Raw genomic sequence first — 25,626 nt, forward strand, 5'->3', positions numbered from 1 at the left:
CATGGATCTTGACTGGAGCGAGGAAGAAGAGGCCTTTCGCCGTGAGGTCCGGGCCTTCCTGAGGGACAATCTCGATGAGGACCTTGTCGCGGCGGGGCATCTTGCGACAAGCGTCTATCCCGATCACGCGGCCAGCATGCGCTGGCAGGCGATCCTGGCCGCAAGGGGCTGGGCCGCGCCGCACTGGCCGGTGGAACATGGCGGTCAGGACTGGAGCGCGGCACAGCATTACATCTTCGAAAGCGAGCGCATCGCGGCGGGTGCGCCCGCGCTTTCCCCCATGGGCATCCACATGGTTGCGCACGTCATCGTGCGCTACGGCAGCGAGGCGCAGAAACGCTGGTTCCTGCCCCGGATACTGAGTGGCGAGGTGTTCTTCTGCCAGGGCTATTCCGAGCCGGGCGCGGGCTCCGATCTCGCTGCCCTGCAGCTTTCCGCCCGCGCCGAGGGCGATGTCTTCGTTCTCAACGGTTCGAAGATTTGGACAACGCACGCGACCGAGGCGAACTGGATGTTCGCGCTGGTGCGTACCGCGCGTGAGGACAGACCGCAAAAGGGTATCACCTTTCTCCTGCTCAAGATGGACGCCCCCGGCATCAGCGTGCGCCCGATGCTGATGGCTTCGGGCGAGGAAGTACAATCGCAGGTATTCTTCACCGATGTACGGGTGCCGCGAGAAAATGTTCTGGGCGAGGTCGGACAGGGCTGGTCGGTTGCAAAGTACCTGCTCGAGTTCGAACGCGGTGGAAGTGCCTATGCACCCGACCTTGAGGTGCGTGCGCGCCGACTAGCAGAATTTGCTGCCGAGCGGCCTGGGGGCGGCGGCTGCGCTCTCATCGACGATCCGCTCTTCGCCGGTCGGCTGGCGGCCCTGCGCGCGCGCATCGCGGTGCTGGGCACGTTGGAGCTACGTCTGTTGTCGCGGGCGGGGCGCGGCGAGAGCCTGGGGGCGCTGTCCTCGATGATGAAGGTGCTCGGTACCGAGACCGCCCAGACCTTGACCCGACTGACGCTGGAAGCGGCCGGGCCGCGCGCGCTTGCCTATCAGCCCCACGCAGTGCGGCCCGGCGGGCCGGTGCCGTTCCACGAGGTGCCGCCGGACGGCAAGGTCTTGGGAGAGGCTTGGCAAGCGCTGGCGCCCTTGCGCTATTTCAACGAGCGCGCAGGCTCGATCTACGCTGGTTCCAACGAGATCCAGCGCAACATCCTCGCGCGCTCGGTCATCGGGGTCTGAAATAGAGAGGTGGCGTTGCGGGGCTGCGCTTCAGGCCGCGCGCAGGGCGCGTGCGCATGCACCGGAGAGCTGATCGATTGAACCCAGTTGCTGGATGATCGCGGTTGCCCGGCGGAATAGGTGGCTGATCGCCAGTTCATCGGTCAGCCCCATTGCGCCATGCAGCTGCACCGCGCTCTCGCCGACGAAGCGCAGTGCTTCGCCGGTGACCAGTGCCGCCGCGGTGAGGGCCTGACGGCGCGCCGGTTGCGGCTTGTCGAGACTGAGCGTCGCCAGGTGGCAGGCAGAGGTGGCCAGTTCGACTTGCATCAGCATGTCGACCAGCCGGTGCTGGATGACCTGAAAGTTCGACAGGGGCTGTCCGAACTGGCGGCGCTGGCGTGTATAGGCGACGGTGTCTTGGTGGAGGCGTCCCACCACGCCGACGGCCTCGCTGCAAAGGGCTGCCAGCCAGGCCTCGTGTGCACGTTCGAGCGCGGGGTAGGCCATGCCGGCTGGCCCCACCAGCGCCGAGGCGGGCGCGCGAACCGCTGCAAGCTCGATGTCGCAACACGCGCGATCGTCGATCATGCGCATGGGATGGAGGGTCACGCCGACCGTTGCCCGTGGTAGCGCGAAGAGCGAGATCCCGGCTTCGTCGCCCGCAGATCCATCGGTCCGTGCCGAGACGAGGAGCGTGTCGGCCTCGCCCGCACCGATGCTCAGGGCCTTCGTGCCGTCGAGTTGCCAGCCATCACGCGTTGGCATGGCGGTGCATCCGACATTTGCATGGCCGCAGGACGATCCAGACTCGGCGTGCGCGAGGGCGTGGCGTTTGCTCCCTTCGATCAGGGGGGCGAGATGCTCTTGAGCGCCCAGCTCGGCAAGCAGGCTGCCACATAGCACGATCGCCTCGTTCCACGGTTCGCAGGCGAGTGCTGCGCCGAGCGCTTCCATCACGATCATCGCTTCGACCGGCCCGCCGCCGTGGCCTCCGGTCTCGAGCGGGAAAGGTGCGCCTGTCAGCCCCATCTCAACCAGTCCCGGCCAGAGTGTGGGTCCGGCGCAGCCGCGTAATGCGCGGCATCGTGTGTCGAAATCGTAGTGGTCGGCAAGATAGCGCTCGAGAGTGTCCTTGAGGATCGATTGCTCTTCGCTCAACTCGAAATTCATGATGGTGTCCTCCGCACTGCGCTTGACAAGGGGCAGGATGGAGTATCTTGTTTAGTCAAACAAGTAACAAATGCCTCGGCGGGTGGAACTTGCCCCCTCAGGGTTCGTTGGAAGGGGCTGGACGTAACGGGAAGGGACTGATCGATGCACCAGGAACGCGGACTGGCCGGGCGCACCATGATGATCACAGGCGGCTCGTCGGGACTCGGCGCACATGTGGCCCGCGTCGCGGCAAAGTGTGGTGCTCGCGTGGCGCTTGTCGCGCGGCGAGAGGCGGCGCTGCACGAGCTCGTTGCGCAAATCGGCGAGGCGGGGGGCGAGGCGATGGCCGTGCCCGGTGATGTCGCTGACGAGGAGCAGATGCTTGGTGCCTTCGACCAGATCGAGGCGCGTTGGGGGACGGTGAACGCAGTGCTGGTCAACGCCGGGATCAATCGCAGCGGACGTGCGCTCGATCTTGCCATGGCGGATTTCGACGCGGTCTTCGCGACCAATGTGCGCGGCGCCTTCATTACTGCCCGCGAAGCCGCGCGGCGCATGGTCGCTGCCGGGTGCGCACCCGAGGGGCGGATCGTCCTCATTTCGTCGATTACGGCGCAGACGCAGGACAATGGTCTGGTCGCCTACAGTGCCGCCAAGGCCGCGGTCAGCCACCTCGGGCGGCTTCTGGCGAAGGAGTGGGTGCGCACCGGTCCCAACGTCAACGTGGTCTCGCCGGGCTATTTCGAGTCCGAACTGGCGGGAGACTGGTTCGAGACCGAGGCCGGGCAGCGTAAGGTCGCAGCCATGCCACGTCGTCGCCTGATGGACGAGGCGGCGCTCGACGCGACCCTGCTTCACCTGCTTGGCGATGCCAGCGCTCCGATCACGGGCGCGGACATCCGTATCGATGATGGCCAGACCCTGTGAGGGGGCTCTAAGTTCCGGTCACGCTGCACTGCAACATCAATGTTGCGCGAATTTTGCTCTTACGTGTTCAATTCATATGGAAATATGCATTCTGATGGCATAACCTGTCGCTACACCTTCGGGACAAGAACCGGCTTTTTGGGAGATTTGCCATGTTCGAGGAAAGCGACGTTGCATCGGGCGACAAGGCCATGATCCTGTTGCAGAGCCTCATCTGCTATTTGCGCGAGAAGAATGTGCTCTCGCGCGCCGACATCGAAGAGCTGCGCGATCGCGTCGAGGCGCGAATCGCTGACGCCGAGGCCGAGGCGGAAGTGCAGGCGGCGCTGCCGTGCAAGGCGGCGATCGCCAAGGCAGCCGCAGAGGACATGCGCGACCTCGATGAATATTGCGGCAAACGTTACGGGGGCAAGCACCGCCGCCACGTGAACTGAATTTCGGGCCCTGAATTACGAGCAAGGCCTCATCCGATTCTCCGGGTGGGGCCTTGTTGCATATGGGGGGGCTAGAGGCAGGCGTGTCCCTCGGGCAGCGTCGAAAGCCTGTCGATCTCCTTTTTCAGCAGATCTGCCGCGTAAGTGCGGAAGGTATCGGCATCGAGGCCGGGGATCAGTTCCTCGCCCGCCAGTACGCCCCAGCACAAGACCAGCGAGAGGTCGCAGATACGCACCTTGCAGGCCTGCGTCGCGCCCGGGATGAGTGCGTCGAGCGCCATGCCAAGAACCCGTCGGAACCTTTCCAGCGTATCCGCGTTCAGTTGCGCGATCAGCGGGTTGCGGCCCGTCTCGGCGAGAATCTCGACCAGCATCCGCCTGTTCTCGAATTCAGACTCCTTCACCAGAAGGTGTTCGATCCAGCTTCGGATGGCGGCATGGTCACCGGCAGCGATGGCCTGTTCGATGGTTTCCTCGGCAAGCCAGACCTGCAGGCTTTCCTCGCAGATCGCGGTGATGATCGCCTCCTTGTTGGCGAAGTCACGGTAGATCTGACCGACCGCGATTCCCGATTCGCGGGCGATCTGGGACATGCCGCTCTGATGAAAGCCCTGCTCGGCGAAAAGCCTGCGCGCGGTGCTCAGCAGATGCTGGCAACGCAGCTGCGAACGGCTTGTCGGATGGGGCTTCGAGGGGTGCTCTGCGCAATATGCGGCTTTGCTGTTGTCTTCCATGGTGCGCTGCAGTAGAGGCCTCGACAATTAATGAGTGAACGTTCGCTCACATCCATAGCATTGAATTGGCCCCCCGCGATGAAAAAATTGATTCCGGCTCTCGGATTGCTCCTCTCCGCTTGTGGAAGCGAGTCGCAACAACCTCCTGCCGGGCCTCCCGAGGTCGGTGTGATGACGGTTCGGAGCGAGTCTGTCTCACTGCGCACTGAATTGCCGGGACGTACCAATGCTTACGAGACCTCCGAGGTGCGGCCTCAGGTCAATGGGCTGATCCAGAAGCGCTTCTTCGAGGAAGGTGAGCGCGTTGGTGCGGGGCAGCCGCTCTATCGCATCGACTCTGCCCCTTACGAGGCTGCCGTGGCCAGCGCTCGTGCCGCATTGGCGCAGGCGCAGGCGACGATCGCCTCGACCGCCGCGCAGGCGCGTCGTTACGGCGAACTGGTCGAGATCAATGCGATTTCAAGGCAGGAGGCCGAGAACGCGCAGGCCGCCGCGGCGCAGGCTCGCGCCAGTGTTGCCGCCCAGCAGGCGGCACTGCGCAGCGCCCAGATCGACCTTGCCCGGACCACCATCCGCGCGCCGATCGCGGGCCGCGTGAACCGCTCGACCTATACCGTCGGTGCGCTGGTCTCCGCAGGGCAGGCCGATGCCCTGACCACGATCCAGCGGCTCGATCCGATCTACGTCGACATCCAGCAGTCGAGTGCGGACCTTCTGCGCCTGCGCAAGCAGATCATGAACGGCGATATTTCGCGCGATGGCGGGGATGCCCGCGTCCAGCTGCGCCTCGAGGACGGCAGCATCTATCCCGAGACCGGCACGCTCAAGTTCACCGAGGTCAGCGTCGATCCCGCGACCGGTAGCCAGGTCGTGCGCGCCGTGTTCCCCAACCGGCAAGGGCTGCTCATGCCCGGTATGTACGTGCGTGCCGAGCTGGTGCAGGGCACCAAGCGCGATGCGCTGGTCGTGCCGCAGCAGGCAGTCAGCCGTGACGAGAAGGGGCGCCCGGTGGTGCTCGTCGTCGACAAGCAGGGCAAGGTGGCACAGCGCGTTATCGAGACCCCGCAGACGGTCGGCACGAACTGGCTGGTGAGCAAGGGCCTCAAGGCGGGTGAGCGCATCATCGTCGAGGGGCAGCAGAATGCGCGTCCCGGCACCACGGTCAAGCCGGTCGCGATGAAGGGCGTTCCCGGCAAGGAGCAGGCCTCCGCAGGCGGCAAGCCCGCTGGCGAGCAGGCTGCGTCACCGTCGCAGGGCGAGGGGCGCTAAGACACCATGGCTAGGTATTTCATCGATAGGCCCATCTTCGCATGGGTCATCGCAATCGTTGCCATGATGGCGGGTATCCTCGCCATCCGCAGCCTGCCGGTTTCGCAGTTCCCCGAGATTGCGCCGCCAACGGTCACCATCAACGCCTCCTATCCGGGCGCGGATGCCGAGACGCTCGAGCAGACGACCACGCAGGTCATCGAGCAGCAGCTCACCGGCATCGACAATCTGCGCTACTTTTCCTCGACCTCGTCCTCGGCGGGCGTGGTCACGATCACCCTGACCTTCGAGCAGGGCACCGATCCCGACATCGCGCAGGTCCAGGTCCAGAACAAGCTTTCCGCCGCGCAGGCGCTGCTTCCCGAGGAAGTCCAGCGTCAGGGCGTGACGGTCGAGAAGTCGGCCGCCAGCTTCCTCGTCGTCGTCGGCATCTACTCCGAGGATGGCAGCCATAGCGCGAACGACCTGTCCGACTATGTCGCCAGCGACGTGCAGGACCCGGTCGCGCGCATCAACGGCGTGGGCGAGCTGATGGTCTTCGGCACCCAGTACGCAATGCGCGTATGGGTCGATCCGCTCAAGCTGCGCAGCTACAACCTCACCGTCAGTGACGTGCAGCAGGCCATCGCGGCGCAGAACGTCCAGGTCTCTGCCGGCCAGATCGGTGCGCTTCCCGCATCCAAGGAGCAGCAGCTCAACGCCACCGTCTCGGTGCAGTCGCGCCTGCAGACGCCCGACGAGTTCGAGGCGATCCGCCTGCGTACCAGCGAGGGCGGTGCGGTCGTGCGGCTGCGCGATGTCGGTCGCGCCGAACTGGGCGCGGAAAACTACGGCTTCGACGTCCAGTACAACGGCCATCCGGCATCAGGCTTCGGCGTGCGTCTCGCCTCGGGTGCCAATGCGCTCGACACCGTCGAGGCGGTCAAGGCCGAGGTCGCGCAGATTTCGAAGAAGTTCCCGTCGGACGTCAAGGTCGTCTACCCCTACGACACCACGCCGTTCGTGCGCCTTTCGGTCGAGCAGGTCATCCACACCCTCATCGAGGCGGTGGTGCTGGTGTTCCTCGTCATGTTCCTGTTCCTGCAGAACTGGCGCGCGACGATCATTCCCACCATCGCGGTGCCGGTGGTCCTGCTCGGGACCTTCGGGATCATGGCGGCGATGGGCTATACCATCAACCAGCTCACCTTGTTCGGCATGGTGCTGGCGATCGGCCTGCTCGTCGATGACGCGATTGTCGTTGTCGAGAATGTCGAGCGCCTGATCCAGACCGAGCATCTCTCGCCAAAGGATGCTGCGCGCAAGTCGATGGACGAGATCAGCGGTGCGCTGATCGGCATCGCCATGGTGCTTTCGGCGGTGTTCCTGCCGATGGCCTTCTTCGGCGGTTCGACCGGAGTCATCTTCCGCCAGTTCTCGCTGACGATCGTCTCCTCAATGGTGCTTTCGGTCGCGGTTGCACTGATCCTCACGCCGGCTCTTTGCGCCACTATCCTCAAGCCTCACGATCCGCAGAAGGATCAGGGCAACGGGCTGCTCGCGCGCTTCTTCCGCTGGTTCAACGAAAAGTTCGACCGTGGCACCGACAAGTACGAGAACGGCGTCAAGCGCACCGCGCGTGGCTGGAAGCGCTCGATGCTTATCTACGTGGTCGTGGTCGGCGGCGTGGCGCTGCTCTTCGCGCGCCTGCCCGGCGGCTTCCTGCCGGACGAGGATCAGGGCGTGGTGATGACGCAGGTCGTCGCGCCTCCGGGCTCGACCCTGCCGCGCACCGACCGTGCGGTCAGCCACGTGCGCGACTACTTCCTCAACACCGAGAAGAAGAACGTCGAGTCGATCTTCACGATCTCGGGCTTCTCGTTCATGGGGCAGGGCCAGAACACCGCAATCGCCTTCGTGCGCCTGCGCGACTGGGCCGAGCGCGACGGTGCCGAGAACGGTGCGGTGGGCATTGCCAACCGCGCGATGGGCGCCTTCTCGCAGTACCGCGACGCGATGATCTTCGCGCTGGTTCCGCCCGCGATCTCGGAACTGGGCAATGCGACCGGTTTCGACATGTGGCTGACCGACACCGGCGGGCTTGGCCACGAGCGGCTCAAGCAGACCCGCAACCAGCTCATGGGCGCGGCGATGCAGAGCGACAAGATCGCACAGGTCATGCCGATGAGCCTCGACGATGCCCCGCAGCTGGTCATCGACATCGACCAGGACAAGGCGCAGGCGCTGGGGCTCGACCTCTCGTCGATCAACAGCGATCTCTCGGCTGCCTGGGGCGGTGCCTACGTGAACGACTTCCTCGATCGCGGCCGCACCAAGCGGGTCTACCTTCAGGCCGACCAGGACTTTCGCGACTCTCCGGATGACCTGAAGGACTTCTACGTGCGCAATACGAGTGGGGAGATGGTTCCCTACTCGGCTTTCGCCACCGCATCGTGGAAGACGGCCCCGACCATGCTGACGCGCTACAACGGGCGTCCGGCGATGCAGCTGCAGGGCGGCCCGACGCCGGGTGTCAGCACCGGCGGGGCGATGACCGAGATGGAGCAGCTCCAGGCCGGTCTGCCGGAAGGCACCGAGCTGGAGTGGACTGGCCTTTCCTACGAGGAACAGCTCTCGGCAGGACAGGCGCCGGCGCTCTATGCGCTCTCGCTCTTCGTCATCTTCCTGTGCCTTGCCGCGCTCTACGAAAGCTGGTCGGTGCCGATCGCGGTCGTGCTGGTGGTGCCGCTCGGCGTGCTTGGCGCGATGCTCGCGGCATGGCTCACCGGTCTGAACAACGACATCTACCTGCAGGTGGGCCTGATCACCACGATCGGCGTCTCGGCCAAGAACGCGATCCTCATCATCGAATTCGCCGAAGAGCGCGTCCTCGCGGGGATGAATGCGTTCGACGCGGCGGTGGAGGCGGCGAGGTTGCGCCTTCGCCCGATCCTGATGACCTCGCTCGCCTTCGGTATCGGCGTGCTCCCGCTGGCGCTCTCGACCGGCGCGGGTGCGGGCGGACAGAACGCGATCGGTCGTTCGGTGGTGGGCGGCATGTTCACCGCGACCGTGCTGGCGATCTTCTTCGTGCCGATGTTCTTCGTCGTCGTGAGCCGCCTGTTCGGCCACGGCAAGCACGAAGGCGAGGACACGGCACAGACGCAGGACAACGCTCCGGACAGCACCGGCGCCGCGCCTGCCAAGGATATTTGAGAATGAAAAAGTCCCTTGCCCCCCTCCTGATGGGCACGGCCCTGCTGGCCGGGTGCAGCTTCGCACCCAAATACGAACGCCCCGCCGGGGCGGTCCCGGTGACCCTGCCGCAAGGCGGGGTCTACGAGAGTGCGCCCAGCGACGGCCCCGATCTTTCGCAGACCGGCTGGCGCGATTTCTTCGTCGATGACCGGCTGCGGCAGGTCATCGAGCTGGGTCTTGCCGAAAACCGCGAGCTGCGCATTGCCGCTGGCAACGTGCTTCAGGCCCGCTCGCAGCTGCGGGTCCAGCGTGCCGACCTCCTGCCGACGGTCTCGGCGACGGGCTCTGCCACCTATACCAACAATATCTTCGGTGCAGGTGGAGGCGCGACCGGCGGGGCTGGAGGCGGAGCCGGTGCAGTCGGGAGCAGTTCTGGCGATCTCGACATCTATTCGGTCGGGGCGGGGCTCTCGGCCTTCGAGCTCGACCTCTTCGGCCGCATCCGCAACCTGACCCGCGCCGCACAGGAGCAGGTCTTCGCCAGCCAGGAAGCGCAGCGCGCGACGCGCATCAGCCTCGTTGCCGAGATCGCCACCGCCTGGCTGACGATGGCCAGCGATGCCGAACAGCTGCGCCTGTCGCGCGAGACCCGCGATGCCTTTGCCAAGACGCTCGAACTCACCCGTGCGCAGTTCCGCATCGGTGTGGGCTCCGAACTCGAGGTGAGCCAGGCCGAGACCAATTACCAGGCAGCGGTGAACGACATCGCCGCGCTCGAGGCCGCGGTCGCGGTCGACCAGAACGCGCTCAACCTGCTGGCCGGGACGACCGTCCCGCGCGAGCTGCTTCCCGAAGGTCTCGGCGATGCGCCGGTGATGCGCGGCGACCTTCCGGTCGGCGTGTCCTCGCAGGTCCTGCTCAGCCGTCCCGACGTGTTGCGTGCCGAACACATGCTGATCGCAGAGCACGCCAACATCGGGGCCGCGCGCGCTGCGTTCTTCCCGACGATCTCGCTGACCGGGGCGGTCAACACGCTCAGCCTGGGGCTCTCAGGCCTCTTCAAGGACGGCAGCTACATGTACAATGTCGCGCCTACCGCCAGCCTGCCGCTGTTCGACGGTGGCACGCGCCAGGGCAACCTTGATTATGCCAAGGCCTCGCGCGAGGTCGCGGTCGCGACGTACGAGCAGGCGATCCAGACCGCGTTCCGAGAGGTCAGCGACGGCCTTGCCCGGCGCGGCAAGCTCGACGAGCAGATCGCCGCCCAGGAAAAGCGCGTGAAGGCAGCGCAGCTTGCGGCGCGCCTCTCGGATGCGCGCTATCGTACAGGCGTGGATTCGTTCCTGACCACGCTCGATGCCCAGCGCAGTGCCTACGGGGCCGAGCAGCAACTGGTGACCACGCGCCTGACTCGCGGCAGCAACCTTGTTGAACTCTATCGCGCGCTTGGTGGCGGCCTCCTGGTCGATGAGCCCGCCCCGGCTGAGCAAGCTGAGCGCTCCGAGGCGAACTGACCTCGACGGGCAATTGAAATGCAAAGGCCGGCCCCGTTCGCGCGGGGCCGGCCTTTGTCGTTATTGCGAGAGCCGGGACATGGCGCCGCGCCTGGCGCTGCCATCCATCCCCGCCGGGGTCAGTCCGCAGCGGCGGCCTTGCGCTCGCTGTGCTTCCAGAACGGGTCGTCGGGCAGGCGGTGGATCGGCCCGTAGACATTCTCCAGCAGCACCGCGAGGGCAGGGTCGCGTTCCGCCATCTCGGCGTCGCTGATCACGACCGTGTCGCCCATCTTCGCCGGGTAGTTGCTGTTGAACCAGAACTGGGTGCCTTCGGCCCAGTACTCGTCGATGGTATTCTCCATGTACTGGTCCTTCCACGTGCCACGCTCGCGGGCGTTGCGGAAGGCGGCCTCGACCAGCGCGACGAAGGGCGGGTCGATCTGGCGCAGCGCCTCGAACATGCCGTGCGAGAACTCGTGGACCATGATCGTTTCGCCGAAATAGCGCGTGCCCGGGACGGCCTGAATGTTTTCCTCGGCGCCGCTGGTGAGCAGCCCGCCCATGCCGCGCGCGCGCTTTGCCCAGTATTCGTAGGCGGTCAGCGGTGCGATCTCGGTATCGTAGTTCTCGCGCTCATAGGGCGTAAGCACGATGTCGTCGCGCGCGGGCTTGTCCCAGTCGCGCTGCTCGGGAAGGTCCATCGTCGTCTCGTCGACCGCCATGATCGCGACGCGCGCGCCTTCGCGAACCATCTCGTGCACGATCTCCGGGCGATGCGCGAGCATGGCGCGGATCATGTTGCGCGCCTTGACTAGCGTGTCGGGGCGGACCTTGGAGGACGAGGTGATCCACAGCCCGTCGACCGAGAGACCCTGCGTGTAGAACGGATCGAGCCCCAGCTCGGCGGGCGGGGTGACGACTTCGCTCGACCCGTCCTGCGCCGAAACAGGCACGCTGCCAGCGGCGAGAGCCAGAGCGAGCGCGGGGAGGGCGACAAGGCGGGACAAGGTCGGCATGGGCATCGTCAGGGCTTTCGTTTGGGATTGGTGACGGCCTGCGCCTCGGGTGTGACCCGAAGAGGCGCAGGACGGATCAGTGTTGTCAGGTGAATGGCTTGTCGAGTGCGACCTGCGGCTGCGTGAACCAGCGCGCGCCCTCGTCGGTCATGTAGAAGTGGTCTTCGAGGCGCACGCCGAACTTGTCGGGATAGACGATCATCGGCTCGTTCGAGAAGCACATGCCGGCAGCGAGCGGTGTCCTGTCGCCGCGCACGAGGTAGGCAGGCTCGTGGATGGCGAGGCCGATGCCGTGGCCGGTGCGGTGCGGCAGGCCGGGCAGGTTGTAGTCGGGGCCAAGGCCCGCCTTGGTGATCACTGCGCGCGCGGCGGCATCGACGTCCTCGCACGGCACGCCCGGCTTTGCAGCGGCAAAGGCGGCGGCCTGCGCGGTCTTTTCCAGCTCCCAGGTCTCGGCCTCGAGCGCACTCACTTCGCCGAAGGCGTATGTACGGGTGATGTCCGAGTGATAGCCCTCGATGCGGCAGCCGGTGTCGATCAGGACGAGCTGGTTTTCCTCGAGTTCCTGATCGTAGGGAAGCCCGTGCGGGAAGGCGGTGGCATGGCCGAACTGGACCGCGCAGAAGTACGAGCCCGAGGAGCCGAGGGCGCGGTGCGCCTGGTCGATGAAGCGGATGACTTCGCTGGCGCGAATGCCCGGTGCGAGGATGCGTGCGGCTGCCTTGTGCACCTCGAGCGTCATCGACTTGGCCTGCTGCAGCAAAGCCAGTTCGTTCGCCGACTTGATCATGCGGCAGCCGTCGATGACGGGGCCACCCTCGACCGTACCGGCAAGGCGCTCCCCGAACTGGCGGGCATGGCCAGCCGAGAGCATCGGGTCGATCGCAAGAACGGTGCCGGGCGCGAGCGTGCGGCACACCATCTCGACCGGGTCCTCTTCCTCTTCCCAGAGTACGAGGTCGGCCTCGATCTTGAGTTCGGCTTCGAGCGAACCGCGCTCGAACACCGGGCACACCACGCGCGGTGTGCCGCTGGCGGGGATGATCAGCGCGACGAGGCGCTCGGTCGGCGACCAGCTCACCCCGGTGAAATAGCGCATCGAGGGGCCGACGTTGACGATCAGCGCGCCGGCACCGGCAAGCGCCATCAGCTCGCGGGCCTTGTCCATGCGGGCCTTGAGCTCGCCGTCACTGATCGCGGGAGCCCATTCGCTCCAGCGGGTGAGGCGGGCCAGTTCGGCTTCGGCGTTGGAGCCACCGATCATCGTCGTCATCGTCATGTCCGTTTCTTCAAGGGCGCAAGCCCGGCCACGCGCGAGGCGTGACCGGGCTTTCCAGTTATCCCGGCCCGATCACTTCGGGCTCAGGGTGACCTCGGTCTTACCGGTGCCAAGGTCGATTGCGTAGGCACCGCGCTCCAGCGTGCCGGTGTCGGTCGCATAGGGGCGTCCGTCGGCAGTGGTGGTCTCGAAGGCGAGGCGGGCACGCGGGGTGATCGCGCTGGCGGGATCGAGGGAGAGGCGCACGGTGCCGGTCTCGGTATCATAGTCCGCGCTGGCGATCTTGCCGCTCTCAAGCGTGATCCACAGACCCGCGGGAGCGATGAACAGGCGCGAGCGGGCGCTGTCCTGCGGGGTGACCTGGATCGTCTTGCCGCTCTGCTCGACCTTGGCACCGAAGCCCAGCCAGCCGAACTGCGGATGATCGACGAGGTAGGTCGCGGCGGTGATGGCATGACCGTAGAAGCCCATGCCGTAGTCGCCGGTAATCGCGTCCCACTGCATCATGTCGGGGTAGGAGTGGAACGCGGCGGAGCCGAAGCCTTCCTGGTCGATGTTGGTGATGCCGCCCATCATGCCGCCGTAGGCCACGCGCAGCAGGTGGAAGTCCTTGGGGTTCTTGCGATAGGCGGTGAACAGCGGGACTGCGTTGAGGGCCGAGCCGTAGTGGTGGATCTGGCGCTCGATGCGGCTGACCTTGCCGCCGTAGAGGAAGTCCCAGTAGCGGCGTGCGTTGCCGTTGTAGCCCCAGCTCGGGATCGTCGGGTCATAGCCCAGGATCACCTCGCGGGTGGCCTCGGCCTGCGGCTGGTAGCCGAAGTGGTCCATCCAGGCGTAGACTTCGGGCTGGCCGGTCGAATCCCAGGCCATTTCCGAGCCGAAGGGATACTTCATCGAACGCCAGATGTCGGCGCGCTCGGTCATCAGCCGCTTCATGTTGGCGGCTTCCTTGGTCATGCCTTCCTTCTCGAGATCCTTGAGGATGTCGAGGAACACGTCGCCTTCCATCAGGCCGAAGCGCGCGTAGTAGGGGGCATCGCGCATCATCGCGACGGTCGTGACGTAGGCCCACTTGAGATAGAACTGCCAGTCGTGGCGCTTGACCAGATCGGCGTGATCGCGCGCAAGGCGGTAGAGCACCCAGTGCCCGATCGCGACGTGGGGGTAGTTGTAGGTGCGGCCAAGGTCGTTGGAATGCTCCTTGTTCCACGCCGTCCAGTTCTTCCAGTTGATCTGGGGGTCGTAGTAGTCGGGGAATTCCTCGGGCTCGTAGTAGAAGATGCTCTTCTTGACGCCGCCCTTGTGCTCGCCGTCGGCGATCTGGAGCGTGCCGATCACGGTCTCGTCGACGAGACGCTCGATGCGCGCGACTTCCTCGGGGTCGGGGTTGTCGAGCTGCTTGATCGCGGCCGCGACCCATGCACCCGCGCCGCCCTCGTCGCTCATGCCGGCAACCCAGACGCGCTCGTCCTGGGTGAGGATCTTGTTTTCCTCGCGGTCGTAGGAGAGGATCGCCGGGCTGCGGTGGAACGGGTCGCCCTTGCCCTCGAACCACTGCTGGTGCGTGGTGAAGTGGCCAAGGTCACCCACCACCTGCTCGAGCGGCTTGGTGATGTAGTAGCTCACCGTCTGCTTCTCACCGTCGGCATACGTCAGGGTGAGGCGCGCGCGGCCCCAGCCGCTGGCCTTGACCTTGTAGCGCGCCCAGCCATCGCCCGAGGCTTCGTCGGTGAGGGTAAGCGATCCTTCCGGGAAGGATTCGATCGACTTCACCTTGCTCGGAGCCTTGAGGAACAGGCTCGCGCTCTGGTCGGTGGGCACGACGTAGCCGGGAATGCCGACCGCGACCGGGCGCTTGTTGGCGACGAGCGTATCCTCGATCTTGCGGATGCTCGGTGCGGTCACGAAGCGCACGCCATAGCTGCGGTGCTCACCCGGCTTGAGGGTGATGCTGGTCGGCTCGTTCCACTGGCGCGCGGCCTTGGACCATTCCTTCTCGGCGAAGCCCTTGCTGGCGACGGTCCAGTCGTAGAACCCTTCGGAGACCTGGCCGCGCGGCGAGAGGTCGGTGAAGTTGTCGTCCTTCTTGGCCCAGGCCTTCTCGAAGATCGGCTTGTAGGCCTCGAGCGGGGTGCCCTTTTCGGGCAGGACCAGCAGCACCGGTCCCTCGCCCGAAAGACGGGTGACCTGCAGGTAGCCCGCATCGCGGCCGATATAGGGATCGACGAAGCTGGCCTGCTGGTGGGCCTGGTCGAGGTCGCGGTCGAGGATGATGTTGTCGAACACCATCGGCATGCCCAGCACGCCGATCTCGACGGCCTGGCTGCTGGTGTTCTCGAGCGTGAAGCGCATCGCGAGCACGCCGTCCTCGTTGAGCCAGCGGCGCTCTACCTTGAGCGGCAGGCCATCGCCCATCGAACTGGTGATGTCGGCTGCGGCGATAACGTCCTTGCCGCCTGCCAGCGCAGTGATCTGCTTGCGCATCGCCGAGGAGTTGTAGTCGGTCCATTCACCACCCGGCTGGCGCACGCGCAGGTGCAGGTCGCCGATGTGGTTGTAGCCGTTGGCCGCGCGTTCGGCCTCGCGCCCCGCAGGGACGAAGTCGAAGTTCTCGGTGCCCTTGGGGGAGAGGCTGGCCAGCGTCTGCGTGTCGGCGCGCAGAGCCAGGTCGAAGGCCGGCGTGGTGATCTCGGTCTTGATGATCGGCGGGAAGACCTTCTTCGGCTTTTCTTCCTGAGCCTGAAGCGCGGTGAGCGGCAGGACCGCAGGCGCGGCGATGGCGCACGCCAGAGCGAAGAGGGGCAGGGGGCGCAGTACGCTTTTCATGTCGTGTCCTCGATTGCGGCCGATGCAAATGAATCCGGCTGGATAATTGCACTTGGGATGACGTGCGGACTGAAATGCGTCAAGGAAAATATACGATATATTATCCGACTAATTGTTTTGGCCGCGATTGCAGTGCAAGAGCCGCAGGTGAGCCCGATTCGACGCGAAACCGACAATTTGCAGTCTCTCTTGCAACGCGGTGACGGGGATTGACACCCCGCTTATGTCGGTTATCAATAACGTATACGATATTCGATAGGAGTGTGAGGGAATGAAAGCCAGTCGGCGCCAATGGATGGTCGGGGTAGCGGCGGTGGCGCTTTGCGGCGTTGCTCCGCGGGGTTTTGCGGCCGTCGTCAAGCCGGTGATGCCGCTGCGGGCCACTCCGCTTCCGCTGAACGACGTGCGTCTCGAAGCCTCTGACTGGGCGACCGCGGTCGAGGTCAACGAGGGCTACCTGCTTTCGCTCAGCCCGGACCGCTTCCTGCACAACTTCCGCAAGTACGCAGGCCTCGAGCCGAAGGCCGAGATCTATGGCGGCTGGGAATCGGACACCATCGCCGGGCACACCCTTGGCCACTACATGACCGCTCTCGTCCTCACCTGGCAGCAGCGTGGTACGCAGGCATGCCGTCAGCGCGCCGACTACATCGTCGATGAGCTGGCCGACTGCCAGGTCGCGCGCGGCAATGGCTACATCGGCGCGCTCGGCCGCAAGACCAAGGACGGCGACATCGTCGACGGCATCACCGTCTTCGACGAGGTGAAGCAGGGCATCATCAAGTCCGGCGGTTTCGACCTCAACGGCTCGTGGTCGCCGCTCTACACCGTGCACAAGATGTTCGCGGGCCTGCTCGACATCCATGCTGCCTGGGGCAACGACAAGGCGCTCGAAGTGCTGATCGGCCTCGCCGGGTATTTCGCCGACATGTTCGACGCGCTCGACCACAAGCAGATGCAGGACCTGCTCGGCTGCGAATACGGCGGCCTCAACGAGAGCTATGCCGAACTTTACGCGCGTACCGGCAATGCGCGCTGGATGCAGATCGCCAAGCGCATCTACGACGATCGCGTGCTCGATCCGCTCAAGGCGCAGGAAGACAAGCTCTCGAACTTCCATGCCAATACCCAGGTGCCCAAGCTGATCGGCCTCGCGCGCATCCACGAGCTGACCGGCGAGCAGCCGCCCGCAACCGCCGCGCGCTTCTTCTGGGATACCGTCACGCAGCACCACAGCTACGTGATCGGCGGCAATGCGGACCGCGAGTATTTCTCCGATCCCGACACCATCGCGCAGCACCTGACCGAGTCCACCTGCGAGCATTGCAACACCTACAACATGCTCAAGCTGACCCGGCAGCTCTATTCGTGGCAGCCCGAGGCGGCGCTGTTCGACTATTACGAACGCGCGCACCTCAACCACGTGCTTTCGGCGCAGAACCCGCACAACGCGGGCTTCACTTACATGACGCCGATGATGAGCGGTGCCGAGCGCGGCTATTCGCAGCCGGGTGAGGAAGGCTTCTGGTGTTGCGTCGGCTCGGGGATGGAAAGCCATGCCAAGCATGGCGATTCGATCTACTGGCAGGGCGAGGACACGCTCTTCGTGAACCTGTTCATCCCCTCGCGCGCCACCTGGAAGGACAAGGGTGTCGCACTCTCGATGGCGACCGACTATCCCTTCGAAGGCGACGTTCGCCTGACTCTCGATGCGGTCAAGTCCTCGCGCTTCGCGCTGGCACTGCGCATCCCGGGCTGGAGCAAGGGGGCCGTCGCGCTGCGCATCAACGGCGAGGTTGCCACGGTGACCCCGGTCAACGGCTACGTGCGGATCGATCGCCGCTGGAAGGCTGGCGACGTGGTCGACTATTCGCTCCCGCTGGACCTGCGTCTCGAATCCGCACCCGGCGCGCCCGACGTGGTCTCGGTGCTGCGCGGGCCGATGGTCATGGCGGCCGACCTTGGGCCGGTGGAGATGGAATGGAAGGACGTCGAACCGGCGATGGTCGGCGAAGACCTGCTTGCCGCGTTCCACCCGATCGTCTCGGACCGTCCGCGCTACGTCACCCGCGGCATCGTGCGCCCGGGCGATCGCAACTTCGTTCCCTTCTACAGCCAGTACGAGCGTCGCAGCGCGGTCTACTTCAAGCGCTTTTCCGAAGCCCAGTGGAAGCAGGAAGAGGCGGCATTCCTTGCCGAGCAGGCGCGCCAGAAGGACATCGCCGCGCGCTCGATCGACATCATGCACCTTGGCGAGATGCAGCCCGAGCGCGATCACAATCTCGTCTCGGACGTTTCCTACCCGGTTGCCTATCGCGGCCGCAACGGACGCGATGCCCGCTCGGGCGGCTATTTCGAGTTCTCGATGAAGGTCGTGCCCGGTCCGCTGCTGCTTCAGGCCAGCTACTGGGGCTCCGAGCGCGGGCGCAAGTTCGACATCCTCGTCGACGACGTGAAGATCGCGACGCAGGAATTGGGCGAGGATCGTCCCGGCAAGTTCTTCGATGTCGAGTATCCGCTGCCCGAGGCGCTGACCAAGGGCAAGAACTCGGTGCGCGTGCGCTTCCTGCCGCATGACCGCAGTTCGGCCGGGCCGGTGTTCGGCGTGCGCGTGTTCACGGCCAAGAAGTAAGCGCAAGGGGCTGGCCATGAGCGATAGTGTCGTCCTGAGCCTCGCCGAGGCCGACAGCCTCGCGCGCGAGGTTCTCGAAGCCTGGGGGCTGGCCCCCGACCATGCCGCCGCGGTCGCCGCCACGATGGTGGCGGGCGAGCGCGACGGGTGCACCTCGCACGGTCTTTATCGCCTGCTCGTTGCGACGGCGTCGGTAGAGAAGGGCGTGGTCAATCCCGCGGCGGTGCCCGAGGTGAGCGAGCCCGCACCCGCGCTGGTGCGGGTTGATGGCAAGGGCGGCTTTGCACAGCTGCCCTTTTCCAAGGGCCTTCCCCTGCTCGTCGAGAAGGCGAAGGCCAAGGGCATCGCGGCCATGGCGCTCAACAATTCGGTGCACTTTGCCGCGTTGTGGCCCGAGGTCGAGGCGCTGGCGGCCGAAGGGCTGGTAGCGCTCGCTTTCACCCCCAACCATGCCTGGGTCGCCCCGGCGGGCGGGACCAAGCCGGTCTTCGGCACCAATCCGCTGGCCTTTGCCTGGCCGCGACCGGGGCGCGAGCCGTTCGTGTTTGACTTCGCCACCACGGTGATCGCGCGCGGCGATATCGAATTGCACCGCCGCGCCGGCAAGCCGGTCCCCGAGGACTGGGGCTACGATGCACAAGGCAATCCGACGACCGATGCGAAGTCCGTGCTCGACGGGGCGATGCGCACCTTCGGCGGGCACAAGGGTTCCGCACTGGCGGCGATGATCGAGCTTATCGCCGGGCCGCTGATCGGAGACATGACCAGCGCCCAGTCGATCGCGGTCGATGCCGGGCGCGGCGGCTCGCCGCTTGGCGGGGAACTGATCATCGCCATCGATCCGGCTGGCTTCCTCGGTGATCGCGTCGACGAATACCTCGCGCACGGCGAGACCATGTTCGCTGCAATCGAGGGGCAGGGCGCACGTCTGCCCGGCACGCGCCGTCTCGCCGCGCGGCGCGAGTCCCTCGCGAAGGGGCTCGCCATACCGGCGGCCTTCCACGCCGAAATCCTCGATCTCCTGCAAAAAGGCAAAGACCATGTACCCAATCCGCCTCAAGGCTCTCGCGCTGGCAGCAACGGCGCTGGCGATGGCTCCGGCGGCCACTGACGCTGTCGCCGCGCCTGCCGCTGCCGGCACCCAGGCCGATGGCGAGGTCGTACGTCCGAGCAAGGCGGACACCGCCTTCGAGAAAATCTATACCGAGGAATGGGACTGGCGGCAGAGCCTGTGGGCTCCCGACGAGGACAATCCGCAGGCGGGGCCTGCGCTCCCCGACGTAGGCCGGCAGGCGCAGGCGGCCAAACTGGCGCGCTGGAGCGAGGTGAAGGCCAGGCTCGCGCGTATCGACAAGGCCGCGCTCTCGCCCGCGAATCGCATCAACTTCGCGGTCTACGAGAACCAGATCGACGCGCTTCTGATCTCGCAGCAGTACCGCGACTACGAGAAACCCTTCAATGCCGATACCAGCTTCTGGGCCAATCTGGCGAGCTGGGTGCGTGAGCCGGTCAAGGACGAGAAGGCCGCGCGCGGTTTCCTGACGATGATGCGCGACATCCCGCGCTACTACGACCAGCAGATCGTCAACATGCGCGCCGGGATCGCGCGCGGCTTTACCGCACCGCGCGTGACGCTGGCCGGTCGCGATGCCGGGATCGAGCAGGTGGTCGAGGCCGGGGCGAGCGCGGACAACGTGTTCTACACGCCCTTCGCCGACCTGCCTGAGACGATCCCCGAGGCGACGCGCAAGCAGCTTCAGGCCGAGGCGCTCGAGGTCATCGGCAAGGATGTCGTGCCCGCGCACGCGAGGCTGCTTGCGTTCATGCGCGACGAATATACGCCTGCAGCACGCACCTCGCTCGCAGCTTACGAGCTGCCCGAGGGCAAGGCCTACTACCGCTCGAAGATCCGCGAATTCGTGACGCTCGACAAGAGCCCCGAGGAGATCCACCAGCTCGGTCTTGCCGAGATGGCCAAGATCCGTGCGCGCATGGATCAGGTCATGCGTGAGGTCGAGTTCGAGGGCACGCTCGGCGAGTTCTTCGAGCACCTGCGCACCGACCCGCAGTTCTATCCCAAGACCCCCGAGGAACTGCTCTATCGTGCGGCCTGGATCGCCAAGAGCTTCGATGGCAAGGCCTCGCAGTTCTTCGGCCACCTGCCGCGCAGTCGCTTTGCGATCAAGCCGGTGCCGGACGACATCGCCCCGTTCTATACCGGCGGGCGTGGCGGTCCGGGCATCTATCTCGTCAATACCTACGACCTGCCCTCGCGCCCGTTCTATTCGCAGGTCGCGCTGACCCTGCACGAGAGCGCGCCGGGGCATGCCTTCCAGATGCCGCTCGCTGCCGAGAACGAGAACCTGCCCGCGTTCCGGCGTGACACGTATCTCTCGGCCTATGGCGAGGGCTGGGCGCTGTACTGCGAGGCGCTGGGCGAGGACATGGACATGTACGAGACGCCCTACGACCTGTTCGGCATGCTCAGCTACCAGGCCTGGCGCGCATCGCGTCTGGTCGTGGACACCGGCATTCATGCCAAGGGCTGGACCCGCAAGCAGGCGCAGGACTACCTGCGCGACAACACCGCGCTCTCCAATCACGAGATCGAGACCGAGGTGGACCGCTACATCTCATGGCCGGGGCAGGCGCTGAGCTACTACATGGGTGAGCTCGCCTTCCTCGATGCCCGCGCGAAGGCGGAGAAGGCGCTGGGCGCGAAGTTCAACATCCGCGCCTTCCACGATGCCGTGCTCGAGATTGGTTCGGTGCCGCTGGCGGTGATCGACGAGCGCGTCGATCAGCTCATCGCCGACGACGGTGTGGGCCCCTATCCCGACGAGGAGTAAGCAGACCATGAACCGCTATCTTGCAGGCGCGCTTCTCGCGAGTGCGCTGACGATGCCTGCCTGCGCGCAGGATGCCGGGCAGCCCGCACCGCATGCCAAGGCGCGCAGCGTGACGGCCCCGGGCAACCCTATCCTTGCCGAGGGCGAATACTACTCGACCGACCCGGCGCCGTTCGTCGCTGACGACAAGCTGTGGATCCTCGCCGGTCGCGACATGGCCCCGCGCGATGTCAACGACTTCATCATGCCCGAGTGGCAACTGCTCGAGACCGGCGATCCCGCCTCGGGCAAGTGGACGCACTACCCCGAGGTCGCCAGGCCCCACGACGTCTTCGCCTGGGCCGAGGAGGGGCGCGCCTATGCAGGGCAGATCGTGCAGGGGCCGGACAAGCGTTTCTACTTCTACGCGCCGGTGATCGAGAAGGATTCCGACGCACCCGATCGCTTCGCCATCGGCGTCGCGGTGGCGGACAGCCCGACCGGGCCCTGGCGCGACGCGCATCCGCAAGGCCCGATCGTCTCGCAGCGCGTGCCGGTTGCCAACAATATCCAGAACATCGATCCCACCGTGCTGATCGACGAGGATGGCCGGGTCTACCTGTACTGGGGGACCTTCGGACAGGCCCGCTCGGTCGAGCTGGAACGCGACATGGTCACGGTGAAGGGGCGCGAGCATACCGTCGAAGGTCTCGAGGGCTTCTTCGAGGCGCCCTGGGTCTTCAGGCGCGAGGGCACCTATTACATGCTCTACGCGGCCAACAAGGCGGGCCCCGGGTCCGAATGTACACCGGCAGTCTACCATGCGTGCATCGCCTATGCGACCGCTACGAAGCCCTTCGGGGACTGGACCTACCGCGGCGTGGTGCTCGATCCGGTCTCCTCCACTACCTCGCATCCCGGTGCGGTCGCCTTCAAGGGGCAGTGGTACCTTGCCTACCATACCGCCGATGCGAAGGAGGGCGGGCATTTCCGCCGCTCGGTGGCGCTCGACAAGATGGAGTGGGACGACAGCGTCACGCCCGCGCGCATCCGCAAGGTGGTGACGACCAGGCGCCCCGGCCCGGCGCCGCAGCCCACCCGCAACCTCGCCGCGAGCGCCTGGGCTACCGCGTCGAACAGCCCGGTGCCGGTGCAGTACTGGATTGCCGCGCTCAACGACGGCGTGACCAAGGCCAGCCCGCTGCCGCCCGACATGTGGGGCAGCTGGATGCCGGAAAATCCGGAGAGCCAGTGGATCGAGTACCGCTGGGACAAGCCGGTCACCCTTTCGGGATCGCGGATCTGGTTCTGGAACGACCAGCCGGCGGGTTCCTCCATCGGTGTGGCCCCGCCCGCGAGCTGGCAGATCGAATACTGGGACAAGGCGCGCCGCGCATGGCGCGCGGTCTCCGCGACCACCCCCTACGGGACCGAACCGGGCAAGTTCCAGACGGTCGCCTTTGCGCCGGTCACCACGCGCTGCCTGCGCGCGGTCATGCAGGCCTCGGGCAAGGGCGACGAGCATGCCGGCATGGCGGTGCAGGAATGGGAAGCGCTGGGTGACGAAGAGCGCTTGCCGACACCCCGGAGCGCAGCGGTACCGGCTCCGGAGGCCTGTGACTGAAAGTCATTTGCCGGACAAGTTCCTTACGTGAATGGCGCAGGATTGGCGCAATCGGCATGCCGGTTGCGCCATTTTTGTTAGGAAATCATGGTTTTGCGGATCTGGCTGCAGGCGCCCTGCGTGTTTCTAAACCATGACAAATACCTTGACAGGCCCCAGATATTATAGTTCGTATACGATATAAATGGGGCGATCGAAGCCATTCGGTGAAGGGGAATTAACATGAGGTTCCGAGGTTTTCTTAAGGTCACCAGTGCGATGGCGCTGGTCTCGATGGCAGCGCTGCCGACCGTAGCGCAGGCCGCCGTCGGCGATGAGGCTGCAGCGCCCGAGGGTGATGAGCAGATCGTCGTGACGGGCGTTCGCGGTGCCGTCGAAGAGGCGACCGATACCAAGCGCAAGGCGAAGCAGATCGTCGATTCGATCGTCGCCGAAGACGTCGGCAAGCTGCCCGACAACAACGTCGTCGAGGCGCTCTCGCGCGTGACCGGCGTGCAGATCGACCGTGCGCGCGGCCAGGGGCAGGGCGTCTCGATCCGTGGCCTCTCCGAAGTGCAGACCACGATCAACGGCAACAACACCAACCTGGGTGACGGCCGTTCGCTGAACCTCGCCGACATCCCGGCCGAACTGCTCAAGCAGGTCGACGTCTACAAGACCCGCAGCGCAGACCAGGTCGAGGGCGGCATCGCCGGTACCGTCAACGTGGAACTGCGCCGTCCCTTCGATCTCGAGCAGGGCTGGACCATCGCGGGCAGCGTGCGCGGTTCGTACGACGATATCTCCGAGAAGGTCAGCCCTTACGGCAGTCTGCTCGTCGCCAATCGCTTCGACACCGGCATCGGCGAGATCGGCTTCCTCGTGAACGCATCGTGGACCCGCACGATCTACCGCGAGAACTACATCGAGAGCGAGTCCCCGTTCGAGGTCGCGCAGCCCGACGGTTCGAACATCGTCATTCCCTACCGCGCCTACTACGGCCTCGAGAACGGCAACACCAAGCGCCCCTCGATCAACGCCGTGCTGCAGTGGAAGGCGAGCGACAACCTCGATTTCGTGCTCGAGGGCGGGTACATCGGTTCGCGTGAGCAGCGTTCGGTCGAGCGCCTCTACGTGCAGGACATGCAGGTGCAGGAACTCAGCGACGTGACACTGATGGACGACGGTCGCACCGTCGCCTCGGCCACGCTGACGAATGCCAATGGCCTGCCCGCCGGCATCGACACGCAGTACAACTCGTTCCACTCGGACCTGTACACGACCAACTTCGAGGCCAACTGGCACTCGGACCGTGCAACGCTGCACAGCTCGGTCCAGTACAACTGGTCGAAGGAAGGCAACTACTTCGTCGAGACGATCCTGCGTCCCGAGAACCTCACTTCGGCGACCGTAGACTTCAACTCCGACATCTACGGTCGCGGTGCGCCGTCGATCGCCTTCAACGGCGTCGATCTGTCGGACGTTTCGCAGTATGTCGTCGATCGCTTCCAGGACAACCGTGGCGGATCGAAGAACAAGGAATTCGCAGCGCAGGCCGACCTGACGCTGCGCCTCTCGGACGAGAGCTTCCTGCGCACCTTGCAGATCGGTGCACGCTACAACCAGCGCGACGTCAGCCGCTACTATGGCTACCGTGATGGCTTCCCGCGCGTCGACGGTACCTTCGCGCCCTTCGAGACCTTCCCCGGCTTTGGCGATGCCTCGCTGATCGGGCCGGATATCGGTGGCTCGACCATGCAGTGGTACCGTATCCCGGGTGCGATCAACCTCGCCAATGTCGCCGACATCCGCGAGTACATCCAGCAGTACGACCCGGGCAACGCAGAGCGCTTTTCGAGCCTCTACCCGCCCAGCGACCAGGGTCAGACGTTCGAATCGAAGGAAATGAACTTCGCGGCCTACGCGCAGATCAACTATGCCTTCGAACTGGGTGGCATTCCCATCGACGGTCTTGCCGGTGCGCGCTTCACCAATACCTGGGGTACCTCGACGAGCTACAACTACCGTCCGGGTAACGAGGATACCGAGTGGCGGGACATCGTGCAGGTCTCGCCGGGCAAGGGCAACTACGCCGCGATCCTGCCGACCGCGACTGCGATCATCCACTTCGATCCCAAGATGCAGCTGCGCCTGTCGTACAGCACCAACGTGTTCCGTCCCAGCTTCTACGATTCGCGCCCGTTCTACTTCGCCGAGACTCGCGCTACGCCGCCGATCGTCTTCGCCGGTAACCCGAGCCTGAAGCAGCAGCGCGAGCATTCGTTCGATGCCAGCGCGGAATACTACTTCGGTCGCGGCGGCCAGATCTCGCTGGCCGGGTACTACAAGAAGGCCACCAACTTCCTGTACTACGATCGCAATGAAGCCGACGCGACGGAGATGCTCAATTACGGTATCGATCTCGCCGACTACGATGCCAGCTTCGGCTATGTCGAGATGCAGCGCAACGCGGGCGATGGCACGTTCATCGGCGTGGAAGGTACCTTCCAGACCTTCTTCGACTTCGCGCCGGGGCTGCTCAGGAACTTCGGTGTCAGCTTCAACGCCAGCCACATCTTCGAGGCACGGATCGAGTATCCCTACCCCGAGGACTTCCCGGGTGCGTTCGACTCGCCGAACACCTCGAAGTGGACCGCCAACGCCGCGCTGTTCTACGACACGCCGCAGTTCAGCGCCCGTGTCGCCTACAACTATCGCTCTTCGTACCGCATGGGCATCTGGAACGTGAATCCGGAATACTCGCCCTATCAGGCAGCGACCGAGCGTCTCGATGCGGCGATCAACTACACCCCGGTCAAGTTCATGACCCTTTCTCTCGAGGGTTCGAACCTGCTGGGTAACGACGTCTATCGCTATCACGGCAATCAGGAACTGCTGCCGCTGGGTGTCCGCACTCTGGCCCGCACCGTTCAGGGCAGCGTGCGCTTCCGCTTCTGATCCGGATCGCACGCTCGTGAAATCTGCGTGAAAGGCGGAGTCGTACCCTCACCGGTGCGGCTCCGCTTTTGCGTTCGGC

16 protein-coding genes are annotated in these 25,626 nt (G+C 65.2%); 11 read left to right on the forward strand and 5 right to left on the reverse strand.

The window, feature by feature from the left end; genetic code table 11:
* Position 1 precedes the first annotated feature (1 nt).
* A complete protein-coding gene (locus tag I5E68_RS03615; RefSeq protein WP_197160859.1) occupies positions 2-1,234 on the forward strand; it encodes an acyl-CoA dehydrogenase family protein in 1,233 nt (410 codons plus the stop codon).
* A gap of 30 nt (positions 1,235-1,264) precedes the next feature.
* On the opposite strand, the gene I5E68_RS03620 is transcribed toward I5E68_RS03615, so the two are convergent.
* Positions 1,265-2,386: an acyl-CoA dehydrogenase family protein gene (locus tag I5E68_RS03620; RefSeq protein WP_197160861.1), complete on the reverse strand. Its 1,122-nt coding sequence runs from the start codon at positions 2,384-2,386 to the stop codon at positions 1,265-1,267.
* Between the two features lie 144 nt (positions 2,387-2,530).
* Between I5E68_RS03620 and I5E68_RS03625 the strand changes: the two genes are divergently transcribed.
* Both I5E68_RS03625 and I5E68_RS03630 read left to right on the forward strand, forming a co-directional pair.
* Complete coding sequence (locus tag I5E68_RS03625; RefSeq protein WP_197160863.1) at positions 2,531-3,295, forward strand: SDR family NAD(P)-dependent oxidoreductase; 765 nt, start codon at positions 2,531-2,533, stop codon at positions 3,293-3,295.
* Between the two features lie 152 nt (positions 3,296-3,447).
* A complete protein-coding gene (locus I5E68_RS03630; RefSeq protein ID WP_197160865.1) occupies positions 3,448-3,729 on the forward strand; it encodes a hypothetical protein in 282 nt (93 codons plus the stop codon).
* Positions 3,730-3,800: 71 nt separating this feature from the next.
* On the opposite strand, the gene I5E68_RS03635 is transcribed toward I5E68_RS03630, so the two are convergent.
* Positions 3,801-4,391, reverse strand: coding sequence for a TetR/AcrR family transcriptional regulator (locus tag I5E68_RS03635; RefSeq protein WP_228727037.1), 591 nt, complete (start codon positions 4,389-4,391; stop codon positions 3,801-3,803).
* A gap of 150 nt (positions 4,392-4,541) precedes the next feature.
* Here I5E68_RS03635 and I5E68_RS03640 point away from each other — a divergent pair, with 150 nt between their 5' ends.
* Genes I5E68_RS03640 through I5E68_RS03650 form a run of 3 tightly spaced genes read left to right on the forward strand, consistent with a single transcriptional unit; the run spans position 4,542 to position 10,423 of the window.
* The gene (locus I5E68_RS03640; RefSeq protein WP_197160869.1) at positions 4,542-5,732 is read left to right on the forward strand and encodes an efflux RND transporter periplasmic adaptor subunit; all 1,191 of its coding nucleotides are present in this window, start codon (positions 4,542-4,544) and stop codon (positions 5,730-5,732) included.
* Positions 5,733-5,738: 6 nt separating this feature from the next.
* Positions 5,739-8,927, forward strand: coding sequence for an efflux RND transporter permease subunit (locus tag I5E68_RS03645; protein WP_197160871.1), 3,189 nt, complete (start codon positions 5,739-5,741; stop codon positions 8,925-8,927).
* A gap of 2 nt (positions 8,928-8,929) precedes the next feature.
* A complete protein-coding gene (locus I5E68_RS03650; protein ID WP_197160872.1) occupies positions 8,930-10,423 on the forward strand; it encodes an efflux transporter outer membrane subunit in 1,494 nt (497 codons plus the stop codon).
* A gap of 119 nt (positions 10,424-10,542) precedes the next feature.
* Here the strand turns inward: I5E68_RS03650 and I5E68_RS03655 are convergent, their stop codons facing one another.
* From I5E68_RS03655 to I5E68_RS03665, 3 genes are all read right to left on the reverse strand, one after another.
* Complete coding sequence (locus tag I5E68_RS03655) at positions 10,543-11,421, reverse strand: glycoside hydrolase (protein ID WP_197160874.1); 879 nt, start codon at positions 11,419-11,421, stop codon at positions 10,543-10,545.
* Between the two features lie 85 nt (positions 11,422-11,506).
* Positions 11,507-12,694: a M24 family metallopeptidase gene (locus I5E68_RS03660; RefSeq protein WP_197164512.1), complete on the reverse strand. Its 1,188-nt coding sequence runs from the start codon at positions 12,692-12,694 to the stop codon at positions 11,507-11,509.
* Positions 12,695-12,772: 78 nt separating this feature from the next.
* Complete coding sequence (locus tag I5E68_RS03665) at positions 12,773-15,526, reverse strand: DUF5695 domain-containing protein (RefSeq protein ID WP_197160876.1); 2,754 nt, start codon at positions 15,524-15,526, stop codon at positions 12,773-12,775.
* Positions 15,527-15,797: 271 nt separating this feature from the next.
* On the opposite strand from I5E68_RS03665, the gene I5E68_RS03670 reads away from it, so the two are divergent.
* From I5E68_RS03670 to I5E68_RS03690, 5 genes are all read left to right on the forward strand, one after another.
* Positions 15,798-18,158 (forward strand): glycoside hydrolase family 127 protein, encoded by a 2,361-nt coding sequence (locus tag I5E68_RS03670; protein WP_197160878.1) that lies wholly within the window; start codon positions 15,798-15,800, stop codon positions 18,156-18,158.
* A 16-nt stretch (positions 18,159-18,174) separates the two neighbouring features.
* On the forward strand, positions 18,175-19,269 hold the full coding sequence (locus I5E68_RS03675) for an Ldh family oxidoreductase (RefSeq protein ID WP_197160879.1): 1,095 nt from the start codon (positions 18,175-18,177) through the stop codon (positions 19,267-19,269).
* Entirely contained in the window at positions 19,199-21,007 is a 1,809-nt protein-coding gene (locus I5E68_RS03680) for a DUF885 domain-containing protein (RefSeq protein WP_197160880.1), read from the forward strand. Before I5E68_RS03675 ends, I5E68_RS03680 begins: the two co-directional genes overlap by 71 nt.
* Positions 21,008-21,014: 7 nt before the next feature.
* The gene (locus tag I5E68_RS03685) at positions 21,015-22,610 is read left to right on the forward strand and encodes a family 43 glycosylhydrolase (RefSeq protein ID WP_228726806.1); all 1,596 of its coding nucleotides are present in this window, start codon (positions 21,015-21,017) and stop codon (positions 22,608-22,610) included.
* A 222-nt stretch (positions 22,611-22,832) separates the two neighbouring features.
* A complete protein-coding gene (locus I5E68_RS03690) occupies positions 22,833-25,547 on the forward strand; it encodes a TonB-dependent receptor (RefSeq protein WP_197160881.1) in 2,715 nt (904 codons plus the stop codon).
* The last annotated feature ends 79 nt before the right edge of the window (positions 25,548-25,626 follow it).

The sequence above is a fragment of the Novosphingobium aureum genome (genome assembly GCF_015865035.1).
GTDB lineage: Bacteria > Pseudomonadota > Alphaproteobacteria > Sphingomonadales > Sphingomonadaceae > Novosphingobium > Novosphingobium aureum.